Consider the following 26,353-nt stretch of genomic DNA (forward strand, 5'->3'; position numbering starts at 1 on the left):
AAAGATTTTGTGCCTGCGTCAAATCTCAGCAGCAAGTTCTCTTATCGTTGTAGCCTTTGTCGATGTCGATGGCTTTTTCTTCCACCGCTGTGCCGCCTACGATGCGGTTGCGGTAGGAAATGCTCGCAGGGGATCCTTCGGGCCAGCATCGATCGAAGTGTTCGACGAATTTATCTATGGGAAAATCCACTTTTACAAGTTCCACGTAAACGTCTTTTACCTGCTTCGTCGCCACGGCTTTCGGATGAGGTGTCTTGGCGATGCGGGTGATAAGGCCGTAGGTCTTCCCCTGCACATTGGCCATGCCGGCGGAGCCGTTGTTGCTGACGACGCGGTTTTCGATGGCGGTGATGGCAGGCAGACAGGTGTGGGTGGTGGCGAGTACGTCGACGCGGTTTTCTTTTAACCAAGCGGCCAGTTCGTTTCGGCGCTCTTTTTTTTGCAGGGCATCTCTTGCGCAATCCCAGCCGGACATGCTCTTTTCGTCGCCGTGGGTAATGGCGATGGTAAGACCTAAGGCGGAAATGGCCATGGCTTTTTCTCTCGTCGCCAATTCCTCGAGGATCGCCTTTCCCCTCAGGTTTTTCTTCATGGTGGAGTGAATCACGTTGGAGCGGGCCACCGTGCCTTCGTCTACATCGGGAGGATAATTGCAGCCGCAGTCGGCTTTATCCGGCGAAGTGGGCAGTTCGTATTCCACATTGCCCAGGAGTTTAATGCCCCTCGTGTTGTTTTCCACCGCCATAAAATCGTCGTATGCCACGTCAAACCAATGCATGTCGCCGTTAAAGATCATAAGGGGCGCGCTTTTTTCCTCTTCCGCCATTTGATTGAATGTTTCCACGGAAAAGAGATTGCCGTAAAGGCCGCCGATAACGTATAGTATATCTTCCTCTACCGTCTTCGGATGTTTCGCCCAATCCTTCGGGAGGAAGTATTCGATAGAGCAACTAGTTTTCGCAGCCATAATCGCATGTTCCTTTTCCGAAGAAGCTCGGGATAATATAGCCCAGTGCGCAGAGTACGGTGCCGTATAGGTTGACGCCCAGTGTCATGGCGTTTTTGCCCGTGCCGATGGCCCAAGACGCCGGCACGAGATCCATGGCGAGCAAGACGCCGAGGACGATGCCGATCCAGAAGGCTAAATGGAAGCCGACTTTGGTCGGGCGGACGATGCCGTGTAGTAAGAAAATCGGCGCCAGTCCGACGACCATAGTACCGCTAATGGTGGTGGCCTTTAAAATATCGGTGCCGACGATCATGGGGAGATTGCCTAAGATGGCGAAGGCGATCATGACCACGATGGCGATAGTACGTGCATGTTTCGGCATTCCCTTTCCGGCGATTTCCGGAAGGTCTTTTGCCGTCAGTTTGCCTAAACTGGAGAAGGTGGAGTCCAGTGTGGAGCCTGCGGCCGAAATCATAACGACGATCATGGCGAAGTAACCTGCCACGCCGAGGGTGCGACCCAGTGTTGCAGGCATGTTATTGGTAATCTCCAAGCCGATTAAGCGGGCGTGAATGCCGATAAAGCTGAAGACTAATATGGCGAGGAAACCCAGTAAGCCGGAGACGACGAAGGCGCGCAACATGACTTTTTCGTCGGTAATAAAACCTCTGTCCGTTAAGACCGGGTCGTGGAAGCCGTAGCTGAAGATTTGAATAATGCTTACAAATACCATATCCAGACCCGTATCCATTTTCCACGTGCCTGTGGAAATAAATTCGCCTAAGCCGTGTTTCGGCAAAATGGCGACGGTGACGAAGACGATGAAGAATATAAAGATCACCGCCTGAATGGAATCGGTAATAATGGAGCTCCGCAAGCCCCCGATCACCGAATAGATCAAGGTGATGGCAGTAAATAACAGGGCCGAATAAATAAATGCTTTTGAGCCGGCATCGCCGTAATAGCCGCCGACGACCGATGTGTTCGACCAAATTTCGTTGAAGAGACGAATTAAGATGGCGGCGGAAAAGGCCACGGATGCAAATTGTCCGTATTCTTTTGTAAGGAAGCTTACCATTCCCTTGGCGGCGTAGTGTTTTCTAAGTCGATAGAGTGCATAGCCTGTAATGGGGATGCAGAGCCAATAAATGGCGTAGGATAAGCCGCCGACAAAGCCGTATTCCGCGCCGAGGTTGGCGGCGTTGGTAACGGATTTCGCAAAAATCCAGCTGATGAAAATACTGAGCATAAGCACAGTAGGCGTCGGCTCGTGGCCTTCGTTGGATTTACCGTGGAAGAATCCTTCCGTCGTAACATGTTTCGGGGAGAGAATCATCATAATAATGCCGTAGACGATTAGAAATCCCCAAAAGAGATAACCCATTGAATCTGTCATAAGAACTCCTTTACCTAAATTTTATTTTTCCGTTATCTATTGTAACATCCACAGAATCTACACAGGGAATGGACTTCATTATAATTTCCCTCTCTAAAATAATCTGTATTTGTATTTTCAATAGGCCTTTTCCCTTGTTCAATGGATTTGGCGGCACACTGTTTTAAACAATCTTCCCATTAAAAAACGCCATCGTCGCGATGGCGTCTTGTTGACCTATCTTATTTTTTCGGCGCTTCGATTTTTTCTTTAAAGCCCATGTAGGGACGAAGGGCTTCGGGAATGAGAATGGAACCGTCTTCTTGGTAGTGGTTTTCCAAGAAGGCGATGAGCATTCTCGGCGGCGCTACAACAGTGTTATTGAGGGTATGGGCGAGGTAAAGTTTGCCGTCTTCTCCGCGTACGCGAATGTTTAAGCGGCGGGCTTGTGCGTCGCCTAAGTTGGAGCAGCTGCCCACTTCAAAGTATTTTTCTTGGCGCGGCGACCAGGCTTCCACGTCCACGCTCTTCACCTTCAAATCAGCAAGGTCGCCGGAGCAGCATTCCAATGTGCGCACGGGAATATCCAGGGAGCGGAAGAATTCCACGGTGTTTTGCCAGAGTTCGTCGTAAAATGCCATGCTGTCTTCGGGCTTACAGATAATGACCATTTCTTGCTTTTCGAATTGGTGAATGCGGTACACGCCTCTCTCTTCGATGCCGTGTGCGCCTACTTCTTTTCTAAAGCAGGGGGAATAGCTGGTTAATCTGTGGGGAAGAGTGTTCTCTTCCGTAATGGAATCGATGTATTTCCCGATCATGGAGTGTTCGCTGGTGCCGATGAGGTAGAGATCTTCCCCTTCGATTTTATACATCATGTTTTCCATTTCGCTGAAGCTCATAACGCCGCTGACTACGTCGCTTCTGATCATGAAGGGTGGAATGTGGTAGATGTAGCCTTTGTCGATCATGAAATCCCGAGCGTAGGAAAGAATGGCGGAGTGAAGACGGGCGATATCTCCCATTAAATAGTAGAAGCCGCTGCCCGATGTTTTTCTGGAGCTGTCAAGATCTACGCCGCTTAAGGCTTCCATAATGTCGATATGATAGGGCACTTCGTAAGGCGGAACGACGGGGTCGCCGTAGCGTTCCACTTCCACGTTTTCGGAATCGTCTTTTCCGATGGGTACGCTGTCGTCCATAATTTGAGGAATGACGAGCATGATCTCGCGAATGCGTTCGCTCTTTTTGCCTTCTTCGATTTCCAGCTCTTCGATGCGGTCGTTAATGGCTTTTACTTCCGCTTTTACTTCTTCGGCTTCGTCTTTTTTGCCATCTTTCATTAAGCCGCCGATGGATTTCGACAGTTGATTTCGTTTGGCGCGAAGTTCGTCGCCTTCCGTTTTGGCTTGGCGATTTTCCACGTCCAGTTTTAAGACTTCGTCCACGAGGGCGATTTTTTCGTCTTGGAATTTCTTTTTAATGTTTTCTTTTACAAGTTCCGGGTTTTCCCGAATTAAACGAATATCGAGCATGTTTACCTCCAATAAAAAAAGGGCTCCGATCATCCTCTATGGGACGAGTCGAACCCGCGTTGCCACCCAACTTAATCGCCGTGCGATTCACTTCATTTGACAGGCTCCGAGGCGGATTCAAAAGTTTCCCGCATCTGCTCCCAGCGACCGCAGACTCTCTTGAGCGTTCCCCTTTTTACTTTTCCTCTTCATCACCTTATACAATTGCCATTAGTATACCATAGCTTCCCCGTTCTGGCTACGGATGCAATAAAAAAAGACGTCCTTGCGGAGAACGTCTTTTTTTATTCATAATCTTATTCAGCTTGAGCTGCGCCGGTGGGGCATACTGCAGAGCAGGAACCGCAATCGATGCAAGCGTCAGCGTCGATGCTGTAGATGTCGCCTTCAGAAATGCAATCTACAGGACATTCGGGTTTGCAAGCGCCACAAGCGATGCAAGCGTCAGTAATTTTATGTGCCATAATGATACCTCCAAATAATTTTCAGGTATGTAACGGTAAACCGTTCTGCCTGATTTATTTCTTCCTGAATTTATTATAGCATTGATGGATTATAATTCAAGTGGAAAAGCTAAATAATACAGCGTTATATTTACTTTTTTCACAATCCAGAGTGAATTACTTTGAATTTTGCAGTGTGTTCCCACAAAAAAAGATGCCCGCAGGCATCTCTTTTTATTCGTGTGTATGGGAACAGTGGTCGCTTCCGCAAGAACTGCATCCACATCCGCAACCGCCTTCTTTGCGTTTTTTGTAAATGGAGCGCACACCGAATGCTACAAGCAAAATGACGATGGCGAGTACAATGAAGTTTCCCATAATTCCTCCTAACCTTGTAATTGTTCATGCCCTATGGTCGATTTTTTGTGACCGGAGGGTTTTCTAATAATGCCCCAAATGCAGGCGATTAACAATGCAAAGGCAATACCCGTCCAAACAGTGAAGGGTTTACCTTGGAGTAAACTGCCGATTTGGAATACGACGAGTGCTACGGCATATGCAAAACCTGTTTGGTATGCAAGGGCGAAGAATAACCAGAATTTGGAGTTCATTTCTTCGCGAATAGTACCGGTTGCAGCGAAGCAAGGTACGTTTAATTGGTTAAACAGCATGAAGGACAATGCACTTAAGAAAGTGAATTGGCTGATAACAAAGGCGTGTAAGCCTGCGTCGTTGCCGTCGGCGATGCCGCCGATAATGCCGTAAGTGGAAACGACGGCTTCTTTTGCGACAAGACCCGTCACGCTGGCGACGGTAGCTTGCCAGTTTCCGAATCCTAAGGGAGTGAAGATCGGCGCTACAAGTTTGCCTAATGCGGAAAGAATGCTGTCGGTGGATTCTGCAAATTCTACAAATTCGCCGTGAATGGAGATGTTTTGTAAGACCCAGATGACGACAGATGCTACGAGAATAATGGTACCCGCTTTTTTAACGAAGGCCTTGCAGCGTTCCCACACGCTCTTCATTACATTTTCTGCAGAGGGCATGTGGTATTCCGGAAGTTCCATAACGAAAGGTGCCGGATCCCCTTGGAAGATCGATGCTTTTTTCAGGATTAAGCCCGAAATAATGACGGCGATAATACCGGAGAAGTATGCGATGGGCAGGAAGTACCAGAATCCGAAAGATGCGACGAACAAACCGATAAGGTTTACTTTCGCGCCGCAGGGCATGAAGCTTGCGACGACGACGGTCATGCGACGGTCCTTTTCGTTTTCGATGGTACGTGTTGCCATGATCCCCGGTACGGAGCAGCCGGTACCGATAAGAATCGGAATAAAGCTTTTACCGGAAAGACCGAATTTTCTGAAGATTCTATCCAAAATAAAGGCGATACGGGACATGTAGCCGATATCTTCCATAATAGCGAGGAAGAAGTACAGCGTCGCGATCAAGGGCAGGAAGCCTAAGACGGCGCTGACACCGGCGATAATGCCGTCCATGACGAGGGAGTGGAGCCAGGGTGCCGTATTTAAAGAATCGACGACGTGGTCGATGGCGCCGGCTACATATTCGCCGAGAAGTGTATCGTTGACCCAGTCGGTAACGGGGCCGCCGACGACCTTTGCACTGATGTAGTAAACGGCCGTCATGATAATGACGAAGATGGGAAGTGCCAAGATGCGGTTGGTGACGATGGCGTCGACCTTATCGCTGGTGGTTTGGCCTCTCCTGCCCGGTTTATAGTTGCCCGAAATGATGTCGGTAATGGCGCTGTAGCGCGCTTCGGTAATAATACCTTCGCCGTCGTCATCGTAGAATTTTTCCAATTCGCCAATGCGTTCGGCAATTTTCTTTTCTTCATCTGCGCTCAAGTTTAACTCGAGTTTGGAATCCCCTTCGATGAGCTTTAAGGCGTAGAAGCGTTTCGCGTCGATAGCGCCTACTGCCGAGGCGATGTTGCAAATATCTTCCGCTGCCGCTTCCACTTTGGGATCGTAAACGAGATGGCCTTTTTTGTAGCGATCTTTCGCCGCTTTAGCCGCTTCCATTAAGCCGTCGAGATTTTCTCTCTTAAGAGCGGAAATTTCCACTACTTCGGCACCCAAGGCTTCGGAAAGACCTTTTACATCGATGATATCCCCTTTGTTGCGTACGACGTCCATACGGTTGACGGCGACGACGACGGGGATGCCCAAGTCTAAGAGTTGGGTAGTTAAATAAAGGTTACGCTCCAGATTGACACCGTCGATAATGTTGACGATAACATCGGGATGTTCGTTCAATAAATATTTACGGCTTACCACTTCTTCAAGTGTGTAAGGGGAAAGAGAATAAATACCGGGCAAGTCGGTAATTTTAATCGACGTGTCCTTTTTGTATTCCCCTTCTTTCTTTTCTACTGTAACACCGGGCCAGTTACCAACATATTGGTGGGAGCCGGTCAAGGCATTAAATAAAGTGGTCTTGCCGCTGTTCGGGTTGCCCGCCAGTGCAATTCTCATTACTTAACCTCCTCCTCAATCGTTTCGACTTCCGTAACCTCAACAAATTCCGCATCGGCCTTGCGAAGGCTTAATTCATATCCGCGAACCGTTAATTGAACGGGATCGCCAAGGGGTGCGAATTTTCGCACGAACACTTTGGTATTTTTCGTAATACCCATGTCCATAATGCGTCGCTTCAGGGGCCCCTTCCCCGTAATTTTATCGACCTGATAGGATTTGCCGACCTGCGCTTGACTTAAATTCATACTTCACCTCACATGCTAACACGAATACACTCTGCCAAATCTTTTCCAAGACCCACCCGTACACCTTTGACGATGACGATGACGGAGCCTTGTACATCGGAAACAACACGTAAATTGGCGCCTTCTACAAAGCCCAGATTTTGCAAATGGGCAATTTGATTTTTGTCGAGCTTTTGGTCACGAATACGTTGAACCTTGAGATCGACATCTTTCGGCGCTAAAAGCAAATTCATATGTACACCCCTAACTTGTGATACCTGTTATCAGCAGGTATCGAAAAAAATACCAAAAAAATTAATAGTGTTTCTCAATAGTTAAACTATAACACCGAGAAGTTTCAATGGCAACGAAATAATAAAGTTTCTCAATGATTGCGAGAAGGGATTGCTATTATGCCTTTGCCTTATCTACTGGAAATAAAGTGCCTCGGAAAATTTCCGCCGGCGACACGGGATTCCCGTTAGACAATTCATATAAATTGTCTATCCATCATTCTACCAAAGTAATAAGATCTTTCAAAGACTTTTTTGTTTTTTATAAAAGAAAATATTAAATTGCGGATAATAAAAATATTGCGTATAAAAAAACAGTGCGTTTTGTCGCACTGTTAGTGAAGGGTAAAATATAAGAAAACGACGAGTCCCAATACTATTCGGTAGTAGCCGAAGATGCGGAAGTCTTTTTTTCTTACATAATCCATAAATTGTTTGATGACGATGACGGCGACGACGAAGCTTACCAAGGCGCCGAGGAAGATTAAAAACCATTGGTAGCCACTGAATGCCAATCCGTTTTTCACGATTTTTAACAACGTGGCGCCGAACATGGTGGGTATGGCGAGGAAGAATGAAAATTCCGCCGCCGCTCCCCTTCCCACGCCGAGGAGTAAAGCGCCTAAAATGGTGGCGGCGCTTCGGCTCGTGCCGGGAATCATGGCTAAACATTGAGCCAGCCCGATTAAGAGCGCCATGCCGTAGGGGATGTTTTCCACGCGGTGTACTTTCACCCGTTTATTTTCTCTTTTGTTGCGGCCCTCGATCCAGAGAATGAGTCCCCCGTAAAGTATAAGGGTCGCCGCCACGACGAGAGGCTTAAAGAGATGGGCGTCGATAAAGTCGTCGAACAAAAAGCCCAATACCGCCGAGGGCAGGACGCCGACGATAACCTTCAACCAAAGGGTCATGGTTTTTTTGTCGATTTTGATTTTGTTTTCGTCGCTTTTATAAAATGGCCATAGTTTTGAAAAGTACAGGACGACGACGGCCAAAATCGCCCCTAATTGAATGCATACGTCGAATGCGTTTTGAAAACTTTGGGGGTTGAGTGAAATCCACTCGTGGGCGAGAATTAAGTGCCCCGTACTGGAAACGGGCAAAAATTCCGTTACCCCTTCGATGATCCCCAAAATGATCACGCGAATAATATCCATAAATCCTCCGATTAAACTTGTAGATTGACAAATTTCGTGTATTCGTTTTTGAACAGAAGTTCCACCGTGCCCGTGGGCCCGTTACGATGCTTGGCGATAATTAATTCGCCGAGACCCTTTTTCTCCGTGTCGGGATTGTAATATTCGTCGCGGTAAAGGAACATGACGATGTCCGCGTCCTGCTCGATGGCGCCCGATTCACGAAGGTCGGATAGGATGGGCCGGTGATCGGCGCGCATTTCCGGCGCACGGGAAAGTTGAGAAAGGGCGATGACGGGAACGTCGAGTTCTTTGGCGATGCCCTTGAGCTGACGGGAAATAGATGAAATTTCCTGTTGACGGGATTCCGAGCGCCCCCCTACTTCCATCAGTTGCAAGTAGTCGATGACGATGAGATCCAGTCCTTTTTCCGCCTTTAAGCGGCGGCATTTCGCTTTCACTTCCAAGGGCGTAATGCCTGCCGTATCGTCGATGGAAATTTTCATTTCGTTCATGTAGGTCATGGTTTCGATGACCTTTGTCCATTCCTCGGTGGTAAGATCGCCTGAAATAATTTTCATAAGGTCCACGTGGCAAAGGGAGGAAAGGATACGCTGAGACAATTGATTGCGGCTCATTTCCAGGGAAAACATGGCCACAGAGGCATTGCCTTTTAAGGCGGCGTTGGTGGAAATATTGACCATGAGTGCGGTCTTACCCATGGAAGGGCGCGCCGCCAATAAGACGAGATCCGCCTTTTGCAAACCCGATGTCTTGCGATCAAAATCGATAAAGCCCGTGGTCAGCCCCGTAAGGCCGCCTTTGTTTTCCGCTCGCTGCTGCATAATATCGAAGGTGGTCACCATCACGTCGCTCATGGGTACGAGGCCGTTGCGTTGATTGTCTTGGGTAATGTCGAAAATGGATTTTTCCGCTTTTTCGATAATGGCGCCTACGTCGTCGTCATCTTCGTAAGCGTCATTTACGATTTCGCCCCCGGCACGAATAAGGGAGCGCAGGGTGGATTTTTCCTTAATAATATGGCAGTAAGCTTCCGTGTTTGAAATGGCGCCGGTGCCCGAGGTTAAGCGCCCTAAATAAGTATAACCGCCGACAGCGTCCAATTGTCCGTTCTTCTTCAGAAAATCGGACAAGGTAATCATGTCGGCAGGCTCATTTTTGTTATAAAGTCGAAGAATCCCCTCGAAAATCGCTTTGTGGCTGTCGTAATAGAAATCGTCGCCGCGGATAATTTCGACGGCCGTGGTAATGGCCGTCTTATCCAAAAGCATGGCACCTAAGACGGAGGCTTCCGCCTGCTCGTCGTAAGGAGGGACTCTGGCTCCGTCGCCGCTCATTATTCAGCAGTTACGACGACGGTAATATCGGCGGTAATGTCGCCGTGAAGTTTGACGGTGATCTTGTGGTTGCCGGTGGCCTTAATGTTTTCGGAAAGGACGATTTTTTTCTTGTCGATTTTGACGTTGAAAAGTTCATCCATGCGTTCGGCAATATCTTTTGCCGTAATGGCGCCGAATAATCTGCCGCCTTCGCCGCCTTTAGCCTTTAAGTCTACGGATTTGGATTCCAAAAGTTTTTTGGTTTCTTCCGCTTGACGCACTCTTTCCGCTTCATCGGCCGCTTCTTTCGCCTTCATTTCTTTCCAGTTTTCGAGATTTTCAGGCGTAGCTTCTACGGCAAGTTTGCGAGGGAATAAGAAGTTGCGAGCGTAACCGGATTTAGAATCGACTAAATCCCCTTCTTTGCCTAATTTACTGACATCTGCTAATAAGATTACTTTCATTCTTCTTTTTCTCCTTTTTCTAAATAGTCTTTGATGGCTTGAATTAATTGTGCTTCAACGACATCGATATCGTCGTTTTTCACTTGGGCACCCGCCATGTTCAAGTGGCCGCCTCCGCCCATGGATTCCAAAATCAGTTGCACGCTGATTTCGCCGAAACTTCTTCCGGAAATATGAACGGTGTCTTTTTTCTTGTTGAGGACGAAGGACGCCTTAATGCCGTGAATACCCAAAAGTTCATCGGCAGCTTGGGCGCTGACCAAGACGGAATTGGGCGAGTCGCCTTCCAGTTTGGAAATGGCGATGTTGTCGAAAATAATGCGGGCATTGTGTACCACTTCCGCCCGGGAAATAATGGTGTCGTAATCGTCTTCAAAGAAGTAGCGTACCTTCGACATATCTGCCCCGGCACGTTTGAGAGCCGATGCCGCCTCAAAGGTTCTTACGCCGGCTTTAAAGGTAAAGTTCTTCGTGTCCACGACGATGCCGCTCATCAGGGCGTTGGCTTCAAATTCCGTTAAGTCCATGTCGTCGTACATATAGGTGAGCATTTCCGTAATCAGCTCGCAGGTAGAGGACGCGTAAGGCTCTACATAATTCAGCACCGGATCGTTGACGAACTCGCTGCCCCGTCTGTGGTGGTCCACAACCACTACATTGGATGTGCGTTCCAACATAGGCGGGTGTTCCGTAAAGGAAGGCTTGTGATTGTCTACGAGTATTAAAAGATCGTCTTGACGCAAAAGCTCTTCCGCCCGTTCGCCGGGAATAATGTGCTTATAAAGCTCCGGCTCTTCCTTTTCCATGACTTTTAACAGCAAATCGATGGAAGGGTTGGATTCTTTTAAAATAATATAGCCTTCTTTGCCCTGATTCTTTGCCGCGCGCATGACGCCGACGGCGGCGCCGATGGCGTCCATGTCGGGATTGGTGTGGCCCATGGCAAATACTTTCGGCGATTTTTCAATCAACTGGCGAAGGGCGATACCCAATACTCTCGCCTTAACCTTGTTCCGCTTTTCCACGGCCTTGCTCTTGCCGCCGAAGTAAGCGTAGGTATCTTCCGTACGCACGACCACTTGGTCGCCGCCGCGGCCTAAGGCGACATCGAGGCAGGTGTCCGCTTCTTTATAGGCTTCCATAAAGGTAAGGCCCGGACGACTGACGCCGGCGGAAAGGGTAATGTTGACGGTAGTGCCCGCGTCGATTTCCCGAATAAGGTCGAGAATGGCGAACTTTTCGTTCACCATAGGTTCCATATCCATTTTCCGCATGACGATCAGATACATATCTTCCTGGAATTTGCGCACGAGGGCATTTTGGGAACGGAAATATTCGTTGATGCGATGGTCGATTTCGGCGATGAGCAACGGCTTTTTCGATGTAGGCGCCGCGTCCACCACTTCGTCGAAGTTGTCCACTTCCACGACCATGACCACGCTGCTTACATCGTCGTAAAGACGTTCCAAATCGTAGAGGGCACTGCGGTCTACGAAATAATAAAGGCAGAGTATGTCTGCGTTGCCGCTTCGTTGGTAGTCGACGATGTTTCGATAAGTGGCGAAAGGCACATCCTTAATCAAGACGGTTTCGCCGTTTTCCACAGTACGCACGCCGTCCTCTTCTTTCTCCGCATTTTTGCCAAGGTCGGGAATTTCTTTTTGCAGCACATTGCCCCGTAAATTGTCGCCGTCTAAAAGGGTGGCGAAATGGGAGTTGTGCCAAATGATGACGCCGCTTTTATCGGTGACCACCATGGGAAAAGGCATGGAGAAAATAGCGCGTTCCGTTACTTTTTCAAAATCCTTGTGCAAGGATTGAAATTGTTCGCTTAGGGTTTCGTTAAACTTTTTCGCCGTGCGATAAGCGTAAGAGGCGGAAATAACCCAGGCGATGACGCCTAATGTGCCGAGGACGGGATTAAAGATAAAAAGTGCCACGGCCAAGAGGGCGATCAATACTAAATAGAGATAATAATCTTTTACTGAAAATCGATGGTCCATAGTATCACACTCCTTGAATGTTTCGGATGTTCAGGACTTGATCGATGAGTCCGAGAGCCGCCAGGGCCATTTGCCCTACGGGATTGGTTAGGGTTAAAAACATAATCAAACCTCTCGCCAAAGGCTGACGCACAAAGCGCAGTAGGAAGAAGCTTTCGATGGCAAGGCCTTGAAAGGCCAAGAGCGTCGCCACGACGGCGCCGAGATTCAATACGTAAAGCTCGATTCCGGGGAAAGACGACTGCATAAGGCCGTAACCTATTGCCACCAATACCACCGAGGGAATCATAGCCAATCGGGGCAAGCGCAAGAGGAAGAAAGGTCCGGGGCATACGACTTTTTCGCCGGCAATGCGCATGTTCCGTCCGCTGATGCGATAGGATACATAGCTCATTAAAAGCCCCGAAAGCACAACGAAGGCGGGTACGAGACTAATGGCGCGGCGCATAAAGGTCTTTAATTGCAGGGCGATGCGCGCCTGATCCATAGAGGAGAGGCCCGCGTTTTTAATGATCTCTTGCTGAATATTATCGGCATAGGATAAAAATTCGCCGGTTTGAATTAAGTGTAGAGTGCCGCTCCGGTAGAGAATAAAGCCGAAGCTTGCGATAAATAAAAGCGTGCCGACGGCCATGGTAAAGTCCACGCTCTTGTCGGTGCGCATGCAATAATCCAATATGAGAATTAACGGGCCCATAATGGTCATTAGGGAAAGGGCCGTCATGGGATCGGTTAAAAAACCCAAGATCACGCACACACCTAAAAATACGCCCGCCACGGGAAGAACCCCTTGGCGTCGCATCTCCGACAAGAAAAGTGCCGGAATAAAGGCAAAAAAGATGGGCATGACCATTCCACCTAAAAACAACAGAATGGAATATAAAAACAGCTTAAGTACGTTTAAGCCTGACATTTTACGATACAATCTATCACCTCATATCGATCTATTTTACCATAATTCCCACGATAGTTCTATTCGCGCCCTTTTTCGCCTAACAAAAATAAACTTCGCAAGCTTCTGCTCACGAAGTTCATTTTTATTATTTGGAGATCATTCACTACTTATTGTTATCTACATTGTAAAGGATTTGTGCCACTTGTGCTCGCGTTAAGCTTGAACGAGGAGCAAAGGATCCGTCGTTCATGCCCTTAACGATTCCAAGCTTCGCCATATGATGCACTGCATCTTTTGCCCACGGCGCAATGGTTCCATCGTCGGTGAAAGCTTTGCTTTCTTTTTCAAGAAGCGTTTTGTTCGTCACTTGTAAGAACTTGTTCATGATAACAGCCATTTCCTCACGGGTAATGGGACGCTTGGGATCAAATTTACCATCGCCGATTCCTTGAACAATTCCGTTTTCATTTGCCCAGTTGACATAGGCGGCATAGTAGCCTCCGTTGACGTCTTTGAAAACATTGTTCGTATACTTGCTTTGGTCGACACCCGCCATACGTCCCAAGACGGTAACAAAATCCGCACGGGTGATCGAATTATTCGGCGCAAAACGATTACCGCCTACGCCTTTAAAGTACCCTTTGCTAACTACATAATTAATGGATTCTTTTGCCCAGTGGTTTGCAGTATCGCTAAAGTTTGCTTCGGGAGCTTTCGACGATTCCACATGTTTTTTATTCGTTTCGGGTGCTTCTTTTTTCTTTTCAGGTTCCGTTTGTTTTCCTGCAGATTTTGACGGAATCGGAGAGAAGTACCACCCACTTCCGGAATTGCCTGAATCCACTTCGGGTTTTTGAGGACTCGGTTTAATATCGGGCTTCGGCGTATCCGGTTTTTCTTCCGGTTTCGGCGCTTTCTTCAGTACTAAAGCCCCTTTTGCCTGTTGTAACTTCGTGAGGGCCAATTCCACATCCTCTTTAGTTGCAGCACTCTTTTGCGAAATCGCCTTCGCATCTTTTAGTGCCGCAATAAAATCGCTCTTACCTTTTTCTTCGTAACGACTTAAATCCAAAGCATCGCATTCGGCGATTAATTGATTCAGCGCCTTCTTGTCCACTTGAGGAGCAGGTTGTGTCGAGGTTTTACCGGCGCCATCGACGACAAAGTCTGCCGATGCCTTGCCCTTCATTCCCTTTGCCCCAACGGTCACTGTCAATCTAAAGGTCTTGTTCACATCATTCATATCCACGGGAATATCAAATGCCGCAGGCTTCATTTGGGTAACACCGCCGACAGTGACTTCTGTCGTCTTCGACGGCACGAGGGTTTCACCTTTATAGGCCATGTCGGTAACGTAGATCCCTTCGCCTGCATCTTGCAGTTCCACTCTGAAGAAGGCCTTATTACCTTTGACGATCAATTGGGCGGGGTGTTTAAAGACTTTACCCATCATCGCGTCGTCATCGCTATTCATCTTCTTCCAAGAAAATTCTACATTGTAAATAGCCTCTTGATCGGCAGGTGCTTCCACTTGTTCCCAGCGAGCGGTTAACGTTTTGTTGCTGTTAACAGGTTTTGTGAAATCAAATTTTTCATTGCCGTCGTACCAGCCCTTGAAAACATAGGTCACATCGTCTACCTTAACTTTTGAAGCATTTTCTTCAAAGCCGGCGGGAACAGCAATCTTCATTCCTTTATCCACGGTAACTGCAGCAGGCGCCGTTCCCTTGTCGCTCATAAAGGTGACGGTTACTTTTTCCTTAGGTGCTTGTTTTTCTACAAGGCCCTCTTTTGCCGCCTTTAAATCATTGAAGGCGGCATCTACATTTTCCTTCGTTGCCTCACCGTCGTTCGCTACGGTTTTCGCTTCGTTTAGTCTCTTCGCAAATTCATCCTTGCTTTTATCGGTATACTTGCTAAGATCCATTGCTTCACATTCGCGGATAAGGTCTTTCAACTTTGTCTTATCCACTTTAGCCGGCACTTCACCTTCTTTTACCATGCCCTTCATGGCGGCATCTAAAGCCTTGGACAGATCAGGCGCCTTATAGCCGGCTTTAATACCTTTTTCTTTTGCTTCCTTAATCCACTTGTTTGCATCTTTAATTTTGACGTCTAAATTATCTTTGCTCTCTTGAGTGTACTTGCCATTCATCATGGCGGAAGCTTCTTTGACTTTTGCCTCTAACGCCGACGTATCATAACGTAGATTATCGTCGATGGTTTTAATGGCGTCGTAAGCCGCTTTAATTTCATCGTAGGTTTTTGCATCTTTTAATGCCTTTTCACCTTGGGTAATAACAGTTTCGTATTTTTCCAAGGACTCTTTCGTGTACTTTCCTGTTTCGCCTTTGAATTCGTTGAGGTTGGCCTTTAATTGTGTTAAGTGCACGCGGTAAATTTCATCGGCAAATTTGACGGCGCTGCCCGCTTTATCCAAGTCGCTGTAAACGTCTTTGACCTCTTGAATGGTCGCGTCGCCATTTTTGATCACTGCTTTTGCCTTTTCAAGATTTGTCTTTAAGCCGTCAATTAAATCTTGATTGACGCCTTGTGCGGCATTCGCCAGCATCTCATAAAGTTTGACGGCATCGATTAATTGCCCTTTGTCTACCTTGTACGTGTTTTCGTTAAAGCCATCCGTCGCCGATTGCCAGTCGATGGCGATGCGCGCTGCCGGAGAGTGTTCTTGAGGTCCGAGGGATGTCTTATAAGATACCTTAACGGGAACAAATTGTTGATTTTCCGTCACTTCGATTTTAACACGAGTCGGCGACTCATACTTGTTGGAGCCCACTGTTACATCACGTTTTGCTAAGACTTGGGCTTTTTTCATTTCACCATTTACAGCATAGGAAAGATCCGTAATGGCGCCGGTGATTTTATTGTCCTCACCTGCAGTCATGTCGACCCACTGCATTTCCAAATACCACTTGCCATTTTCTTTGGTGAGCTTCCCTTGATTCCAAAGGGCACTGTTAGCCATAGACGGCTCATCTTTCTTCTCTTTATACAGCTGAATGTTGACCGTCTTCGTCGCTTCAATCTTCGCATTCGGATCCACTCTGTCGGGGGATGCTTGGAACTCTCCCACGGCATCTTGTAAGGCCTTTAAGGCGGCATCGACTTTGTCTTGGCTGTCCGCCTTCAAGCCTTTTTCCGCTTCTTGAATGGCAATGGCAAGCTTTTCATTAACTACTTCTTCTTTTTTAGTCGCCTTTAAAAGTTTCTTCGCCTTATCGATTTCAGCTTGTAAGGCTTCGGTTTTAAAGACATCTTTCGACTCTTCATAAGTTTTTATAGCGGCATTTAATGTTGCAACCGCATCATTGATTTTATCTTGTTCCGTAAAGTCCTTTGCTTTTTCCGCATCGGCGATGGCCGCACGCAACGTATCCTTCGCCTCTTTCGACTTATTCTTTTCTAAGGCTTTTTCAGCCTCTTGAATGGCATCTTCCAAGGCAGTCTTGGTAACATCGCCGGCTTCTTTCAGTTTTAATGCCTTGATTCCGGCATCTACACGATAAACCCAGCTATCGTAAACCGACGTATCCAAATTGGTGCCGTTTTGTGTCGTGTCACTTGGATCTTTCTTATAGGTAGACTTCGGTGCCTTGATATCGGCAAGGTACGCTTTCGCCCCTTTGGAGTTGGAGTTACCCTTATAGTCGATTTTCGGGCCGCCCGGATAAGGTTGGTAACTGATGTCCGGTTCTTTGTAGCCGTCGATTGTTTCTTTAAGCGCCTTGACGCCGGCATCTTGATATTTGCCCGATTGAATCTTTTCTTCTGCAGCTTTTACCAGCTTTTCCAAGGGTTCCGGATCTAAACGCAAGCCGTCATAGAGAGACGTAAGGGTTTGGGAATACGCGCGAATATCCTCGCGGGAAATAGCGGCCGTGGTTTTTCCTTTAATCTCTTTCCATTTGCTTTCCGCCTCAGCCACTGTCGATGGGATGAAATGGGTGTCCGCCTTATACTTTTCGAGATTTTGCGATTCGCCGTCCACTGCATTTATAAAGCTGACCCAAGGCAAAATCGAAAGGGAGAGATCATCTAATTCCTTTATGCACGCTTTGATCTTTTCGGGATCTTTTGTATCCACTACTTCTGCGCGGCCGAGTGCCTTTTCTATAGCGTCGTTAATTTTAACTTTCTTCGTAACGACTTTTTCTTCGGAGCCGCCGCGATCGACGTGGTCGAAGACGTCGATTTCTTCGGGAAGAATTTTAGAAACCATGGCGTGATTGGTTTTTAAATCACTGATGCGGTTTTGCAACGCCAGTTGCAATTCTTTCAATTCTTCTTTCGTCGTCTTCACTTTTCCGCCCTTTACATGGAGGTAAATGGTGTCACCTGTTTTTTGCGTTTGCTTGTCGCTATGACCAATGACCACATCGGTATTGACGGCAATTTTCTCTTTGGAATCGATGTCGTATTTTAAGACAAATGCCATGGGAACATCTGCTTTTTCAGCAGCTCCTCCTGCCACATCCGGTTTTTCGGATACTAAACCATATTCTACTTTCTTCGTAATATCCGCCGGTATATACGTTCCCTTCGGAGCGTAATTAATATTTTCAAGGTAAGACTTTACTTTTTTGCCGTCCATTTCAGGATTCGCGTAGAAAGTAAGGGTCTTTTGTACCGGATCATACTTAACTTTTTCCGATACCAAGCGTTCCATATGGGTCTTGCCGGCGCCATTTTGGTTTTGATACTCGATGGTAACATCATAGGGCTCCGTGGACGGCTTGTCTTCCTCGCCACCGATTAATTGTTTCTTGGTCATATCTAAGGTGAATTTGACACTCTTTTTATCGGTGCCCATCCTATTTCCATCATAGTAATTTACATTCGCATATATGGGGCCAAGGCTGGTATCCGGATCGACAAACTCAATGGTCTTGGCAATTTTGTATCCGCCATCTTCTCCTAGAGTTTCAATTACCTCGCCTGTCTTCTTCGTGAAATCTGATGTATTAGACGTCGCTTCATTGACAAAGTTATCCCCATCTTTCTTAAAGGAGAAAATGTATTTCTTTTCCGAGGGAATGTATTTTACAGGGCCTGCCAAACACTTTTTGATTGCATCATTTTCACAAGTGACGGGGATGGAGTACATCACTTTCCCTTGTTTGCCCCGCTCATCTTCTTTAATTTCAGGCGGCGTCATGCCGGACTTCGCTTGCAGTGCATTGATCGCCTGCTCCAATGCCTTTACGTGATCCGATGTTTCATCTAAGTTCGGCGAATAGGTGGCATTATCTTCAACCCACTTTTTCGCTTGAATCTTTACGAGCTTAAACTGGGCAAAGGATTCTTCTTCATAGTATTTTTCTTCATACTTGTCCGCCTTTTTCAAAAGCTTTTGTAGGGCTTCCGTATTGTATTTCAGAAGATTGTTTTGGCTTGCAGTTTGCACCTCACTGATCTTGGATACCAGTTCCGGCACATCCATATCGCCTGCTTCTTGTTCCGTTTTTTCGAGATACTTTCTAAAAGCTTCCAAACTTTCCTTGGTATACTTTTTGTCATTGTAGATCGTACCGGAATCTAAGTCGTCCATGGCTTCATGAATACGCTCATTTAAAATTTCAAGCAACGTAAAGGCATTTTCGATTTCGTAAATCGGCTGAGCGATGTTTAAAGCCTCCGTCATCGACGGTTTCTTGGAATTGCGTAATTGGTTAAGCTTTTCAATGCTTTCCCGCACCGTTTTAATCCGTGCCTGATCCTTCGGTACATCGGCATCTAAGTATTTACCGATTAAAATTTCGCCCCGTTTAATCCAATACTTAATTCTCGCCTTGGTCTTTTTCTCATAGCGGTTATAATTATCTGTCGTTTTACGCATGGTATTGTAGTCAATTTTAATACCGAAAGGACCCGTCCGCTTTGTAGCACCTTGATTATCTACATAACTCATGCTTTCGACGACGAGTTGCGAGCCGTCTAATTCAGCAGGAATGGGAATGGCGACTAAGTTTGTCTTCGTCGGATCTTGCGGGTCGCTGGAGCCAAGGGAAACGCGAATTTCTTTTCCCGCGACGCTCTTCATTACCATACTGTTGATTTTAGATACTTTGTTTTTATTGGCAACAAAAAGCACTTCCAACTCATTGCCCCATTTGGTCACTTCCATTTCTTGGAAAAGACCCTTCGCATCCGCTTTTTCCGTACCTAAATCTTTATAAATGTTTGTTTGCCCGTCGCTATCCACTAATTGAACATCGACCAGTTTATAATTTCCTTTATAGTCGCCATCTTCTTTTAGCTTCGTATCACTGTTTAAGGCATAGATTTGTAAAATCGTATCCAACTCGCCGAGTAAACGTTGTGCTTTCGCTTCATCTAAGCTATTTACACTTTCTTTAGCTCGAGCCACCAAATTATAAATTTCGTACCACGGCGTTTCAATGATTTGGTCCGGCGTTAAAATATAGGAATCTTTGCCGTAAAGCTTTCCCTTGCCTTCCACATCTTCGTAGTCACCCAGGTCGATGCCCGGCGTATAAGTAGAGTTATGTTTCGGTGCTAAGTAATCGGTGCCGAGGAGATGTTTTTGAATCGACTGATTCTTTAAAATCTCATCCGCCTTTCGGATGATCGCTTGTTTTGTATCCTCCTTTGCCGGTGTAAATGCAAAAATCGGTTGACTCGATCCCAAAATGGTCATGAGTGCCATGGCCAAACTTATTTGACGTTTACCTCTCATTTTTCCTTTCATTCAATCCTCCTGTTATAAATTGACTCTTTAAGAGTCGAGAGCAAAAACACTTTTTCTTTGATAATGATAACTTTTATCGTCTATAGAATAGCCAAAAATTTTATTGCCGTCAAGAAAGAACTTTTAGTTTTTTTAATTAACCACGGTTTACTTTTTTGTCGTTACGGAACTGAAAATGGCTTCTTTTCAATGTTTATATTCCCTATTCCCTGGGTTAACAGCGGATCGAATATTATGAAAGTTTCATAAAGTTGACACAATTTTATAAAAATCTTTCACTGCTTCGCCGATTTTATCCAACAAAAAAAGCTCCCCGTGCAGGGAGCCTCTCCGATTAGTCGGCACTGTAAGGTAAAAGTGCAACTTGACGCGCACGTTTTACGGCAGTGGTAATTTTACGTTGGTGTTTAGCGCAAGCGCCGGTAACACGTCTCGGTAAAATCTTTCCGCGATCGGAAATAAAACGCTTTAACGTTTGTGTATCTTTGTAATCGATCTTTTTATCTTTATCTGCGCAGTAAATGCAGACTTTTTTTCTGGAACGAAATCTTCTTTGCATATTCTCACCCCTTAACTGAAGTTAAAATGGGATATCATTGTTGTCGATGGGATAATATCCCTCGTCGTCAGACTTCGGACCGAAGCCGCCGGCGTTCGGGTTATTCCCGGAATTTACAGGTTGATAAGCCATGTTAGTGGGCGGAGCGTTAAAGCCTGCGCCACCCGGATTAGCACCCATATTACCGGATTCTTTAGCCGATTCGATAAAATGGACGCGGTTTACGACAACGTCGGTTGTGAAAACCCGTTCGCCATTTTTTTCATAGCTTCCGGTGCTGATCCTGCCTTCAATTGCAATCCGATTACCCTTGTGAAAGTAATTGCTCAATAATTCGGCCGTTTTTCCGAAAGCTTTAATGCTTACAAAATCAGCTGTCGGTTGGCCGTTAGCTTCCGCTTCCTGTCTTTTTTCCTTACTCAAACCACGGTCTACGGCGATGGTGGCAAAGGTGTTTGCCGTGCCGTTTTGGCTGTAGCGGAGTTCCGGATCTCGAGTCAATCTTCCATAAAGTACAACTAAGTTCACGATATCACCAATCCCGTTTTTTATTCATCTACGCGAACGACCATGTGACGCATAACGGTATCCGAAATACCTGCGATACGGCTGAATTCTTTAATGGCTTCCGGCTCAGCTTGGAATTCGACGAGTGTGTAGAAAGCTTCTTTATAATCTTCGATTTCGTAAGCGAGTTTACGGGTGCCCCATTCATCTTCCGATTTGATCGTACCGTGATCGGCGATAATCTTTTTAAGACGATCGTATTGTTTTTCACGTCTTTCAGATTCAACATCGGGATAGAACATAAGGATTACTTCGTAATTGTTCATTGTCTGTCACCTCCTTGTGGACTGACGGCTCGATTAACGAGCAAGGATACCTATCTGAGCCATTATAAGTTCTATAGGTTTTCTTGTCAAGGGAAAATGGCGGTTTTCGTCAATTCTCGCCCTATTCCGTTTGTTAATAATCACTCGTGTATTATGGATAGAAAAACTTCGTTCTTCCTTTCATTTTCACGGTATTTCCCCATGATTCCCCTTGACTTTAACCTCTCTCCGACCCCATAATAATGGTAGAAGCATTCGGTGCGCCCTGCGCATCGCTATTTTTATGATACAAAACGTATGTGCAGAACGAGAAGGGAGTGGTTTATGCTAAAAGGCTTTTTACTTATAGCCTCAGCGGCTTTATTGTGGGCTTTTAACGGAAATGTAGGCGGTTTTATTTTTCAACATAAAAACTTTACCCCCGAAATTCTGGTTTCCGTTCGTCTCATCGCCGTAGGCATTTTCGTTTTTCTCCTGGATTTAAAGCGAAGCGGCCGCTACGCCTTCCGCGTCGTGAGAAAACGGGAAAATATTCCGAGCTTTCTCCTCTATTCTCTCGGTGGGCTTACCCTTATGCAATTCAGCTACTTCTGCTCCGTCGCCACTGCCAATGCGCCGACGGCGACGCTCATGGAATATGGCGGACTCTTTCTTATCGTCGCCGTCGTGGCGATCCAAACAAAGACGCCGCCGAAGTTTAAAATCTATCCCGCCCTCGCCATATGTAGTGCCGGACTATTCTTAATGGTCACCGGCGGCGATATTCACAGTTTAAAAATCAGCAAGGAAACCCTATTCTGGGGTGCTCTTTCCGCCGTGGGCTTTATGAATTTTAATGTCGCGCCCACAGGGCTTTCGAAGACCTATCGCTCCATGGAAATTATGGGGCCGTCCATGCTCCTCGGCGGCGTGGTATTGGCGCTGGTTGCGCGGCCCGATTACGGCGCGGCCGTGTGGGATCTCGAGGCTATCGCATCCGTCGCCTATTGCGTTATCGGCGGCACGCTCATTCCCTTCTGGCTTTTCCTGGAAGGCGCTCATTTAACGGGCCCCACCCTTTCCAGTGTGTTTAACCTGATGGAGGCCGTGTTCTCCACCATCGTTGCCGTATTTATTTACGGCTTGTCCTTTTCCGGAACCGACTTTTTAGGCATGGCCCTTATTCTCGTTGCCGTGTTGATTATATCCTTCCCGGAAAAACAAAAACCGATCAAACGAAAACCGCTCCGAGAAAGAGTGCGCGAAAATCTGTAGCCAATGGGCTGCAGATTTTTTATTGTCTTTTATTTTGAGGATCTTCCATAACCGGATCGGAAATAGATTCGCCGGTTATTTGATTTCATCGCCTAAGTGACGTAATTTATCTACCTGCTCTCCTCTTCCGAGAACAATCAGCACATCGCCGATGTTAAAGATGTAATCTACCGGCGGGTTGAACAGCATCTTGCCGTCTTCGATTTTTTTAATCGCCAATACGGTAAGGCCGGTTTTTTGCGGTATTTCCGCTTCGATAAGGTTTTTATTTTGTAAATAGGATCCGTCCATGACGACGACTTCTTCCAGATCCAGCTCTATGTCGCCGATTCTCGTCACCACGTCGAGGAAGGACATGATATTGGGTTTAATCATGAGGGACGCCATGCGCTTGCCGCTGATTTCCACAGCGGATAATGTTTTATCGGCGCCGACTTTCAGAAGTTTGTCGCTTCCCGATTTGGTAGTGGCATTGGCGATGATGTAGATGTTGTCGTTCATGTTTCGTGCGGTGAGGACGGTGACGATGTTGTCCACTTCCGTGTCCAGTGTGGCGATAAGGCCTTTTGCTCTTTCGACCCCTGCATGTTCCAGCACGTTTTCTTCAGTGGCGTGGCCTTCCACCACTAAAATGTCGTGATGGCTGTAATCGGCCAGGTCTTCCCGCTTGTCGGTGATGACGACGAAATCTAATTGCTCGTGGATAAATTTATCGATGATGACTTCCGCCGTCTCGCCGGATCCGCAAATAATGTAGTGATTGTTTAATGCGTCTATTTTTTTATTCATTTTACTTCCCTTCCAATAATCCGCTACTTTTCCTTCCACGAACATGGCCACGACGGTGGTAAATGCGTAGCCCACAATGCCCACTCCGAGAAAGATCATTAGCACCGAAAAGAGTTCGGATGCGTTGCTCGTGGTACCGATTTCGCCAAAGCCGACGGTGGAGATGGTAATGACGGTCATGTAGAAGGCATCTACCCAATCGACCTGCAGCAAGAATTTGAAACCTATCATGCCAAAAATCAGCAGAAATGCAAAGGCGTAAAGAATGAGTTTGAGTTTTCTTTTTTCTTCCATATGTCTCTCCTTGTCCATTGATTATATTATAGTTTCTTAAAAAAATCTTTCTTTTTATCTTCTATCGTTTTATCTTTTGGAAGGTGTTGAACGTATTTTAGTCTATGTCTTTTGGTTCTGCCCGAGCTGCTATTGTTTTTCTTTCGCCCCGGGGCTTTTGTTTCCACCAAAAAAGCATCTCCTTTCTCGGAGATGCTTTTTATGTAGCCGGAGTGTCCCCGGCTTTTATACTAATTCGATAATCGCCATTTCAGCGCCATCGCCTCTACGCGGTCCCATTTTGAGGATACGCGTATAGCCGCCTTGACGTTCGGCGTAGTTCGGTGCAATTTCTTCGAAGAGTTTCGTAACAACGGTTTCGTCGAAGATGTAAGCCAATGCTTGGCGTCTTGCGTGAAGATCGCCTCGTTTGCCGAGGGTGATCATCTTTTCAGCCATGCGTTTGGTTTCTTTTGCACGGGTCACTGTGGTTTCAATACGGCCTTCACGTAATAGATCGGTGGTTAAGTTTCTTAACATAGCCCGTCTATGCGGCGTGGGACGACCTAATTTTCTAAGCTGTGCCACAATGGTTTCCTCCTTTATTCTTCGTTTTCCTTGAGAGAAAGGCCGAGTTCTGCAAGTTTTTCTTGTACTTCTTCAAGGCTCTTTTTCCCTAGGTTTCTCACTTTCATCATTTCGTCTTCTGTTTTATCTGTGAGCTCGTCGACGGTATTGATACCCGCCCGTTTCAAGCAGTTAAAGCTTCTAACGGACAGATCTAATTCTTCGACGGTCATTTCCAGGACTTTTTCTTTTTTGCCTTCGGGTTTTTCAACCATAATGTCCATATCGTTGACCTCAGCGGTCATGGATACGAATAAGTCCAAGTGTTCCATGAGTACCTTCGCCGCAAGGGATGTGGCTTCATCGGCAGGCATGGATCCGTCGGTTTCGACGTCCAGCGTCAAACGATCGTAGTCGGTTCTTAAGCCGACGCGAGTATTTTCTACATTCCAATTTACGGAACGAATCGGGGTGTAGTTACTGTCTACGGGAATAATACCGATTTCTGTGATCTCGTCTTTTTTAAGTTCACTCGGTTCGTATCCTCTGCCTCGTTCGATGACAAGCTCCATATAGAAGTCGGCATCCGCATTAAGTGTGGCGAGGTGGTGATCGGGGTTGACGATGGTAACTCCGGCGGGAACTTCGATGTCGCCGGCGGTAAGTTCACCTGCACCTTTTTTCTCTACGCTTAAGCGTACGGGTTCGTCTTGATCACTTGTGAACACGATGCCTTTAATGTTAAGGATGATTTCGGGGACGTCTTCCAAGACGCCTTCGATCACGCTAAATTCGTGTTCGACGCCGCGAATGTTGACGAAAGATACGGCGCAACCGGGAAGTGAGGAGAGCAGTACGCGTCTGAGCGAGTTGCCCAATGTGATCCCGTATCCGTTTTCCAGGGGTTCTACAACAAATCTTCCCTTATTGCCGTCGTCAGATACATGTTCAGCTACGATACTAGGCTTTTCAATTTCAATCATGTTATGCGCCCTCCTATTGGTGAAAGGTGGAGACGTTCAAGTGAACAGGTAATCTGTTCAAGAGTTAGACTCTACGACGTTTCGGCGGACGGCAGCCGTTGTGAGGAATGGGTGTTACGTCTTTAATCATCGTAACTTCCAAACCGGATGCTTGTAAGGAACGAATAGCAGCTTCGCGTCCGCTACCCGGGCCTTTTACAAATACTTCGACGCTTTTTAATCCGTGTTCTTTTGCTTTGGCAGCAGCTTCTTGTGCCGCTTCTTGTGCTGCAAACGGGGTCGATTTTCTGGAGCCTTTAAAACCTAATTGTCCGGCACTGGACCAGGAGATCACGTTGCCGTTGGGATCGGTTAAGGTCACCATGGTATTGTTAAAGGAAGAAGCGATATGCGCTTGTCCTTTTTCGATATTCTTGCGCACTCTTTTTTTGGAGCGCGTAGCTCTAGATTGTTTAGCCATTTAGCCCTCCTACTTCTTCTTGGAAACTATCTTCTTAGGACCTTTACGCGTTCTGGCGTTGGTCTTAGTCTTTTGACCGCGAACGGGTAGGCCTCTCTTATGACGGATGCCGCGGTAGCAGTTGATTTCGCGTAAACGCTTAATGTTTAATGCCACTTCACGACGTAAATCACCTTCTACGTGGTAATCGTCGATTACCTTACGAATGGCGCCAACTTCGGCTTCGGTCAAATCTTTAATGTATGTGTTAAAGTCGACACCGGCTTTGGTTAGGATTTCTTGGGCGCGGGAACGTCCGATTCCGTAAATATAAGTGAGCCCGATTTCAGCTCGTTTTTCTCTCGGTAAGTCTATACCAGCAATTCTTGCCATGCCAACACCCCCTTATCCTTGTCTTTGTTTATGCTTCGGATTTTCGCAAATCACCATAACGCGTCCTTTGCGTTTAATGATTTTGCATTTATCGCACATCTTCTTAACTGAAGGTCTTACTTTCATTTCGTCCCCTCCTAAACTATTTCTTTCTCCAGGTAATACGTCCGCGGGTCAAGTCGTAAGGACTGAGTTCTACTGTTACACGGTCTCCAGGTAGTATACGAATATAGTGCATACGCAATTTTCCGGAGATATGGGCCAGTATTTCATGTCCGTTTTCTAGCTTGACTTTAAAGTTTGTATTGGGTAGAGCGTCGGTTACGACGCCTTCCACTTCAATGACATCTTCTTTTGCCATGAAAGATC

General features: G+C 46.6%; 25 protein-coding genes and 1 other annotated feature. Of the genes, 1 reads left to right on the forward strand and 24 read right to left on the reverse strand.

Translation table 11 applies throughout. From position 1 onward, the window contains the following. Positions 1-25: 25 nt before the first annotated feature. From HMPREF1863_RS06445 to rpsF, 17 genes are all read right to left on the reverse strand, one after another. Positions 26-967 (reverse strand): metallophosphoesterase family protein, encoded by a 942-nt coding sequence (locus HMPREF1863_RS06445; RefSeq protein WP_068368808.1) that lies wholly within the window; start codon positions 965-967, stop codon positions 26-28. Further along, positions 951-2,345 (reverse strand): sodium:solute symporter family transporter, encoded by a 1,395-nt coding sequence (locus tag HMPREF1863_RS06450; RefSeq protein WP_068368811.1) that lies wholly within the window; start codon positions 2,343-2,345, stop codon positions 951-953. Before HMPREF1863_RS06450 ends, HMPREF1863_RS06445 begins: the two co-directional genes overlap by 17 nt. Before the next feature lie 221 nt (positions 2,346-2,566). Next, on the reverse strand, positions 2,567-3,859 hold the full coding sequence (gene serS / locus HMPREF1863_RS06455; protein WP_068368814.1) for a serine--tRNA ligase: 1,293 nt from the start codon (positions 3,857-3,859) through the stop codon (positions 2,567-2,569). Between the two features lie 36 nt (positions 3,860-3,895). Next, positions 3,896-4,060: a binding site (T-box leader), on the reverse strand. 95 nt (positions 4,061-4,155) lie between these two features. After that, on the reverse strand, positions 4,156-4,323 hold the full coding sequence (locus HMPREF1863_RS06460) for a DUF362 domain-containing protein (protein WP_068368816.1): 168 nt from the start codon (positions 4,321-4,323) through the stop codon (positions 4,156-4,158). A 213-nt stretch (positions 4,324-4,536) separates the two neighbouring features. Beyond that, positions 4,537-4,680, reverse strand: coding sequence for a FeoB-associated Cys-rich membrane protein (locus HMPREF1863_RS08975; RefSeq protein ID WP_083508551.1), 144 nt, complete (start codon positions 4,678-4,680; stop codon positions 4,537-4,539). A gap of 8 nt (positions 4,681-4,688) precedes the next feature. Further along, positions 4,689-6,806, reverse strand: coding sequence for a ferrous iron transport protein B (feoB, locus tag HMPREF1863_RS06465; protein WP_068368818.1), 2,118 nt, complete (start codon positions 6,804-6,806; stop codon positions 4,689-4,691). Continuing rightward, a complete protein-coding gene (locus HMPREF1863_RS06470) occupies positions 6,806-7,054 on the reverse strand; it encodes a FeoA family protein (protein WP_068368822.1) in 249 nt (82 codons plus the stop codon). The genes feoB and HMPREF1863_RS06470 overlap by 1 nt, the downstream gene beginning before the upstream one ends. Before the next feature lie 8 nt (positions 7,055-7,062). Beyond that, positions 7,063-7,287 carry a FeoA family protein gene (locus tag HMPREF1863_RS06475; RefSeq protein WP_068368825.1) on the reverse strand — a complete coding sequence of 75 codons (225 nt, stop codon included), beginning with the start codon at positions 7,285-7,287 and terminating at the stop codon, positions 7,063-7,065. A 374-nt stretch (positions 7,288-7,661) separates the two neighbouring features. Beyond that, the gene (locus tag HMPREF1863_RS06480; RefSeq protein WP_068368828.1) at positions 7,662-8,483 is read right to left on the reverse strand and encodes an undecaprenyl-diphosphate phosphatase; all 822 of its coding nucleotides are present in this window, start codon (positions 8,481-8,483) and stop codon (positions 7,662-7,664) included. Between the two features lie 11 nt (positions 8,484-8,494). After that, positions 8,495-9,820 carry a replicative DNA helicase gene (gene dnaB / locus HMPREF1863_RS06485; protein ID WP_068368831.1) on the reverse strand — a complete coding sequence of 442 codons (1,326 nt, stop codon included), beginning with the start codon at positions 9,818-9,820 and terminating at the stop codon, positions 8,495-8,497. Beyond that, on the reverse strand, positions 9,820-10,266 hold the full coding sequence (gene rplI, locus HMPREF1863_RS06490; protein WP_068368834.1) for a 50S ribosomal protein L9: 447 nt from the start codon (positions 10,264-10,266) through the stop codon (positions 9,820-9,822). Before rplI ends, dnaB begins: the two co-directional genes overlap by 1 nt. Beyond that, positions 10,263-12,269, reverse strand: coding sequence for a DHH family phosphoesterase (locus tag HMPREF1863_RS06495; protein WP_068368838.1), 2,007 nt, complete (start codon positions 12,267-12,269; stop codon positions 10,263-10,265). The genes rplI and HMPREF1863_RS06495 overlap by 4 nt, the downstream gene beginning before the upstream one ends. Positions 12,270-12,273: 4 nt before the next feature. Further along, positions 12,274-13,182 (reverse strand): DUF2232 domain-containing protein, encoded by a 909-nt coding sequence (locus tag HMPREF1863_RS06500; protein ID WP_269746517.1) that lies wholly within the window; start codon positions 13,180-13,182, stop codon positions 12,274-12,276. 145 nt (positions 13,183-13,327) lie between these two features. Next, positions 13,328-19,894 carry an S-layer homology domain-containing protein gene (locus tag HMPREF1863_RS06505; protein ID WP_068368844.1) on the reverse strand — a complete coding sequence of 2,189 codons (6,567 nt, stop codon included), beginning with the start codon at positions 19,892-19,894 and terminating at the stop codon, positions 13,328-13,330. Between the two features lie 334 nt (positions 19,895-20,228). After that, entirely contained in the window at positions 20,229-20,453 is a 225-nt protein-coding gene (rpsR, locus tag HMPREF1863_RS06510; RefSeq protein WP_068368846.1) for a 30S ribosomal protein S18, read from the reverse strand. 21 nt (positions 20,454-20,474) lie between these two features. Further along, complete coding sequence (locus HMPREF1863_RS06515) at positions 20,475-20,981, reverse strand: single-stranded DNA-binding protein (protein ID WP_068368849.1); 507 nt, start codon at positions 20,979-20,981, stop codon at positions 20,475-20,477. Positions 20,982-21,001: 20 nt separating this feature from the next. Beyond that, positions 21,002-21,286, reverse strand: a complete 285-nt coding sequence (rpsF, locus tag HMPREF1863_RS06520) for a 30S ribosomal protein S6 (RefSeq protein WP_068368852.1) — start codon at positions 21,284-21,286, stop codon at positions 21,002-21,004. A 324-nt stretch (positions 21,287-21,610) separates the two neighbouring features. Here rpsF and HMPREF1863_RS06525 point away from each other — a divergent pair, with 324 nt between their 5' ends. Further along, on the forward strand, positions 21,611-22,540 hold the full coding sequence (locus tag HMPREF1863_RS06525) for a DMT family transporter (RefSeq protein WP_068368855.1): 930 nt from the start codon (positions 21,611-21,613) through the stop codon (positions 22,538-22,540). 75 nt (positions 22,541-22,615) lie between these two features. On the opposite strand, the gene HMPREF1863_RS06530 is transcribed toward HMPREF1863_RS06525, so the two are convergent. The 7 genes from HMPREF1863_RS06530 to infA form a co-directional block, all read right to left on the reverse strand. Then, complete coding sequence (locus tag HMPREF1863_RS06530; RefSeq protein ID WP_068368858.1) at positions 22,616-23,623, reverse strand: potassium channel family protein; 1,008 nt, start codon at positions 23,621-23,623, stop codon at positions 22,616-22,618. Positions 23,624-23,848: 225 nt separating this feature from the next. Further along, entirely contained in the window at positions 23,849-24,190 is a 342-nt protein-coding gene (rplQ, locus tag HMPREF1863_RS06535) for a 50S ribosomal protein L17 (protein WP_068368861.1), read from the reverse strand. 14 nt (positions 24,191-24,204) lie between these two features. Beyond that, positions 24,205-25,152: a DNA-directed RNA polymerase subunit alpha gene (locus HMPREF1863_RS06540; RefSeq protein WP_068368864.1), complete on the reverse strand. Its 948-nt coding sequence runs from the start codon at positions 25,150-25,152 to the stop codon at positions 24,205-24,207. A gap of 64 nt (positions 25,153-25,216) precedes the next feature. Continuing rightward, positions 25,217-25,612 (reverse strand): 30S ribosomal protein S11, encoded by a 396-nt coding sequence (gene rpsK, locus HMPREF1863_RS06545; RefSeq protein WP_068368867.1) that lies wholly within the window; start codon positions 25,610-25,612, stop codon positions 25,217-25,219. Positions 25,613-25,621: 9 nt separating this feature from the next. Continuing rightward, the gene (gene rpsM / locus HMPREF1863_RS06550) at positions 25,622-25,984 is read right to left on the reverse strand and encodes a 30S ribosomal protein S13 (protein ID WP_068368870.1); all 363 of its coding nucleotides are present in this window, start codon (positions 25,982-25,984) and stop codon (positions 25,622-25,624) included. Positions 25,985-25,996: 12 nt separating this feature from the next. Then, positions 25,997-26,110, reverse strand: a complete 114-nt coding sequence (gene rpmJ, locus HMPREF1863_RS06555; protein ID WP_008859825.1) for a 50S ribosomal protein L36 — start codon at positions 26,108-26,110, stop codon at positions 25,997-25,999. 16 nt (positions 26,111-26,126) lie between these two features. After that, a complete protein-coding gene (gene infA / locus HMPREF1863_RS06560; RefSeq protein WP_068368873.1) occupies positions 26,127-26,345 on the reverse strand; it encodes a translation initiation factor IF-1 in 219 nt (72 codons plus the stop codon). Positions 26,346-26,353 lie beyond the last annotated feature (8 nt).

Source organism: Aedoeadaptatus coxii, assembly GCF_001553115.1.
Classification (GTDB): Bacteria; Bacillota; Clostridia; order Tissierellales; family Peptoniphilaceae; genus Aedoeadaptatus; species Aedoeadaptatus coxii.

Coding starts and splice junctions, on each gene's coding strand:
- HMPREF1863_RS06445 (WP_068368808.1), bottom strand. CDS start 967: ATGGCTGCGAAAACTAGTTGCTCTATCGAATACTTCCTCCCGAAGGAT.
- HMPREF1863_RS06450 (WP_068368811.1), bottom strand. CDS start 2,345: ATGACAGATTCAATGGGTTATCTCTTTTGGGGATTTCTAATCGTCTAC.
- serS (WP_068368814.1), bottom strand. CDS start 3,859: ATGCTCGATATTCGTTTAATTCGGGAAAACCCGGAACTTGTAAAAGAA.
- HMPREF1863_RS06460 (WP_068368816.1), bottom strand. CDS start 4,323: ATGGCACATAAAATTACTGACGCTTGCATCGCTTGTGGCGCTTGCAAA.
- HMPREF1863_RS08975 (WP_083508551.1), bottom strand. CDS start 4,680: ATGGGAAACTTCATTGTACTCGCCATCGTCATTTTGCTTGTAGCATTC.
- feoB (WP_068368818.1), bottom strand. CDS start 6,806: ATGAGAATTGCACTGGCGGGCAACCCGAACAGCGGCAAGACCACTTTA.
- HMPREF1863_RS06470 (WP_068368822.1), bottom strand. CDS start 7,054: ATGAATTTAAGTCAAGCGCAGGTCGGCAAATCCTATCAGGTCGATAAA.
- HMPREF1863_RS06475 (WP_068368825.1), bottom strand. CDS start 7,287: ATGAATTTGCTTTTAGCGCCGAAAGATGTCGATCTCAAGGTTCAACGT.
- HMPREF1863_RS06480 (WP_068368828.1), bottom strand. CDS start 8,483: ATGGATATTATTCGCGTGATCATTTTGGGGATCATCGAAGGGGTAACG.
- dnaB (WP_068368831.1), bottom strand. CDS start 9,820: ATGAGCGGCGACGGAGCCAGAGTCCCTCCTTACGACGAGCAGGCGGAA.
- rplI (WP_068368834.1), bottom strand. CDS start 10,266: ATGAAAGTAATCTTATTAGCAGATGTCAGTAAATTAGGCAAAGAAGGG.
- HMPREF1863_RS06495 (WP_068368838.1), bottom strand. CDS start 12,269: ATGGACCATCGATTTTCAGTAAAAGATTATTATCTCTATTTAGTATTG.
- HMPREF1863_RS06500 (WP_269746517.1), bottom strand. CDS start 13,182: ATGTCAGGCTTAAACGTACTTAAGCTGTTTTTATATTCCATTCTGTTG.
- HMPREF1863_RS06505 (WP_068368844.1), bottom strand. CDS start 19,894: ATGAAAGGAAAAATGAGAGGTAAACGTCAAATAAGTTTGGCCATGGCA.
- rpsR (WP_068368846.1), bottom strand. CDS start 20,453: ATGCAAAGAAGATTTCGTTCCAGAAAAAAAGTCTGCATTTACTGCGCA.
- rpsF (WP_068368852.1), bottom strand. CDS start 21,286: ATGAACAATTACGAAGTAATCCTTATGTTCTATCCCGATGTTGAATCT.
- HMPREF1863_RS06525 (WP_068368855.1), top strand. CDS start 21,611: ATGCTAAAAGGCTTTTTACTTATAGCCTCAGCGGCTTTATTGTGGGCT.
- HMPREF1863_RS06530 (WP_068368858.1), bottom strand. CDS start 23,623: ATGGAAGAAAAAAGAAAACTCAAACTCATTCTTTACGCCTTTGCATTT.
- HMPREF1863_RS06540 (WP_068368864.1), bottom strand. CDS start 25,152: ATGATTGAAATTGAAAAGCCTAGTATCGTAGCTGAACATGTATCTGAC.
- rpsK (WP_068368867.1), bottom strand. CDS start 25,612: ATGGCTAAACAATCTAGAGCTACGCGCTCCAAAAAAAGAGTGCGCAAG.
- rpsM (WP_068368870.1), bottom strand. CDS start 25,984: ATGGCAAGAATTGCTGGTATAGACTTACCGAGAGAAAAACGAGCTGAA.
- rpmJ (WP_008859825.1), bottom strand. CDS start 26,110: ATGAAAGTAAGACCTTCAGTTAAGAAGATGTGCGATAAATGCAAAATC.
- infA (WP_068368873.1), bottom strand. CDS start 26,345: ATGGCAAAAGAAGATGTCATTGAAGTGGAAGGCGTCGTAACCGACGCT.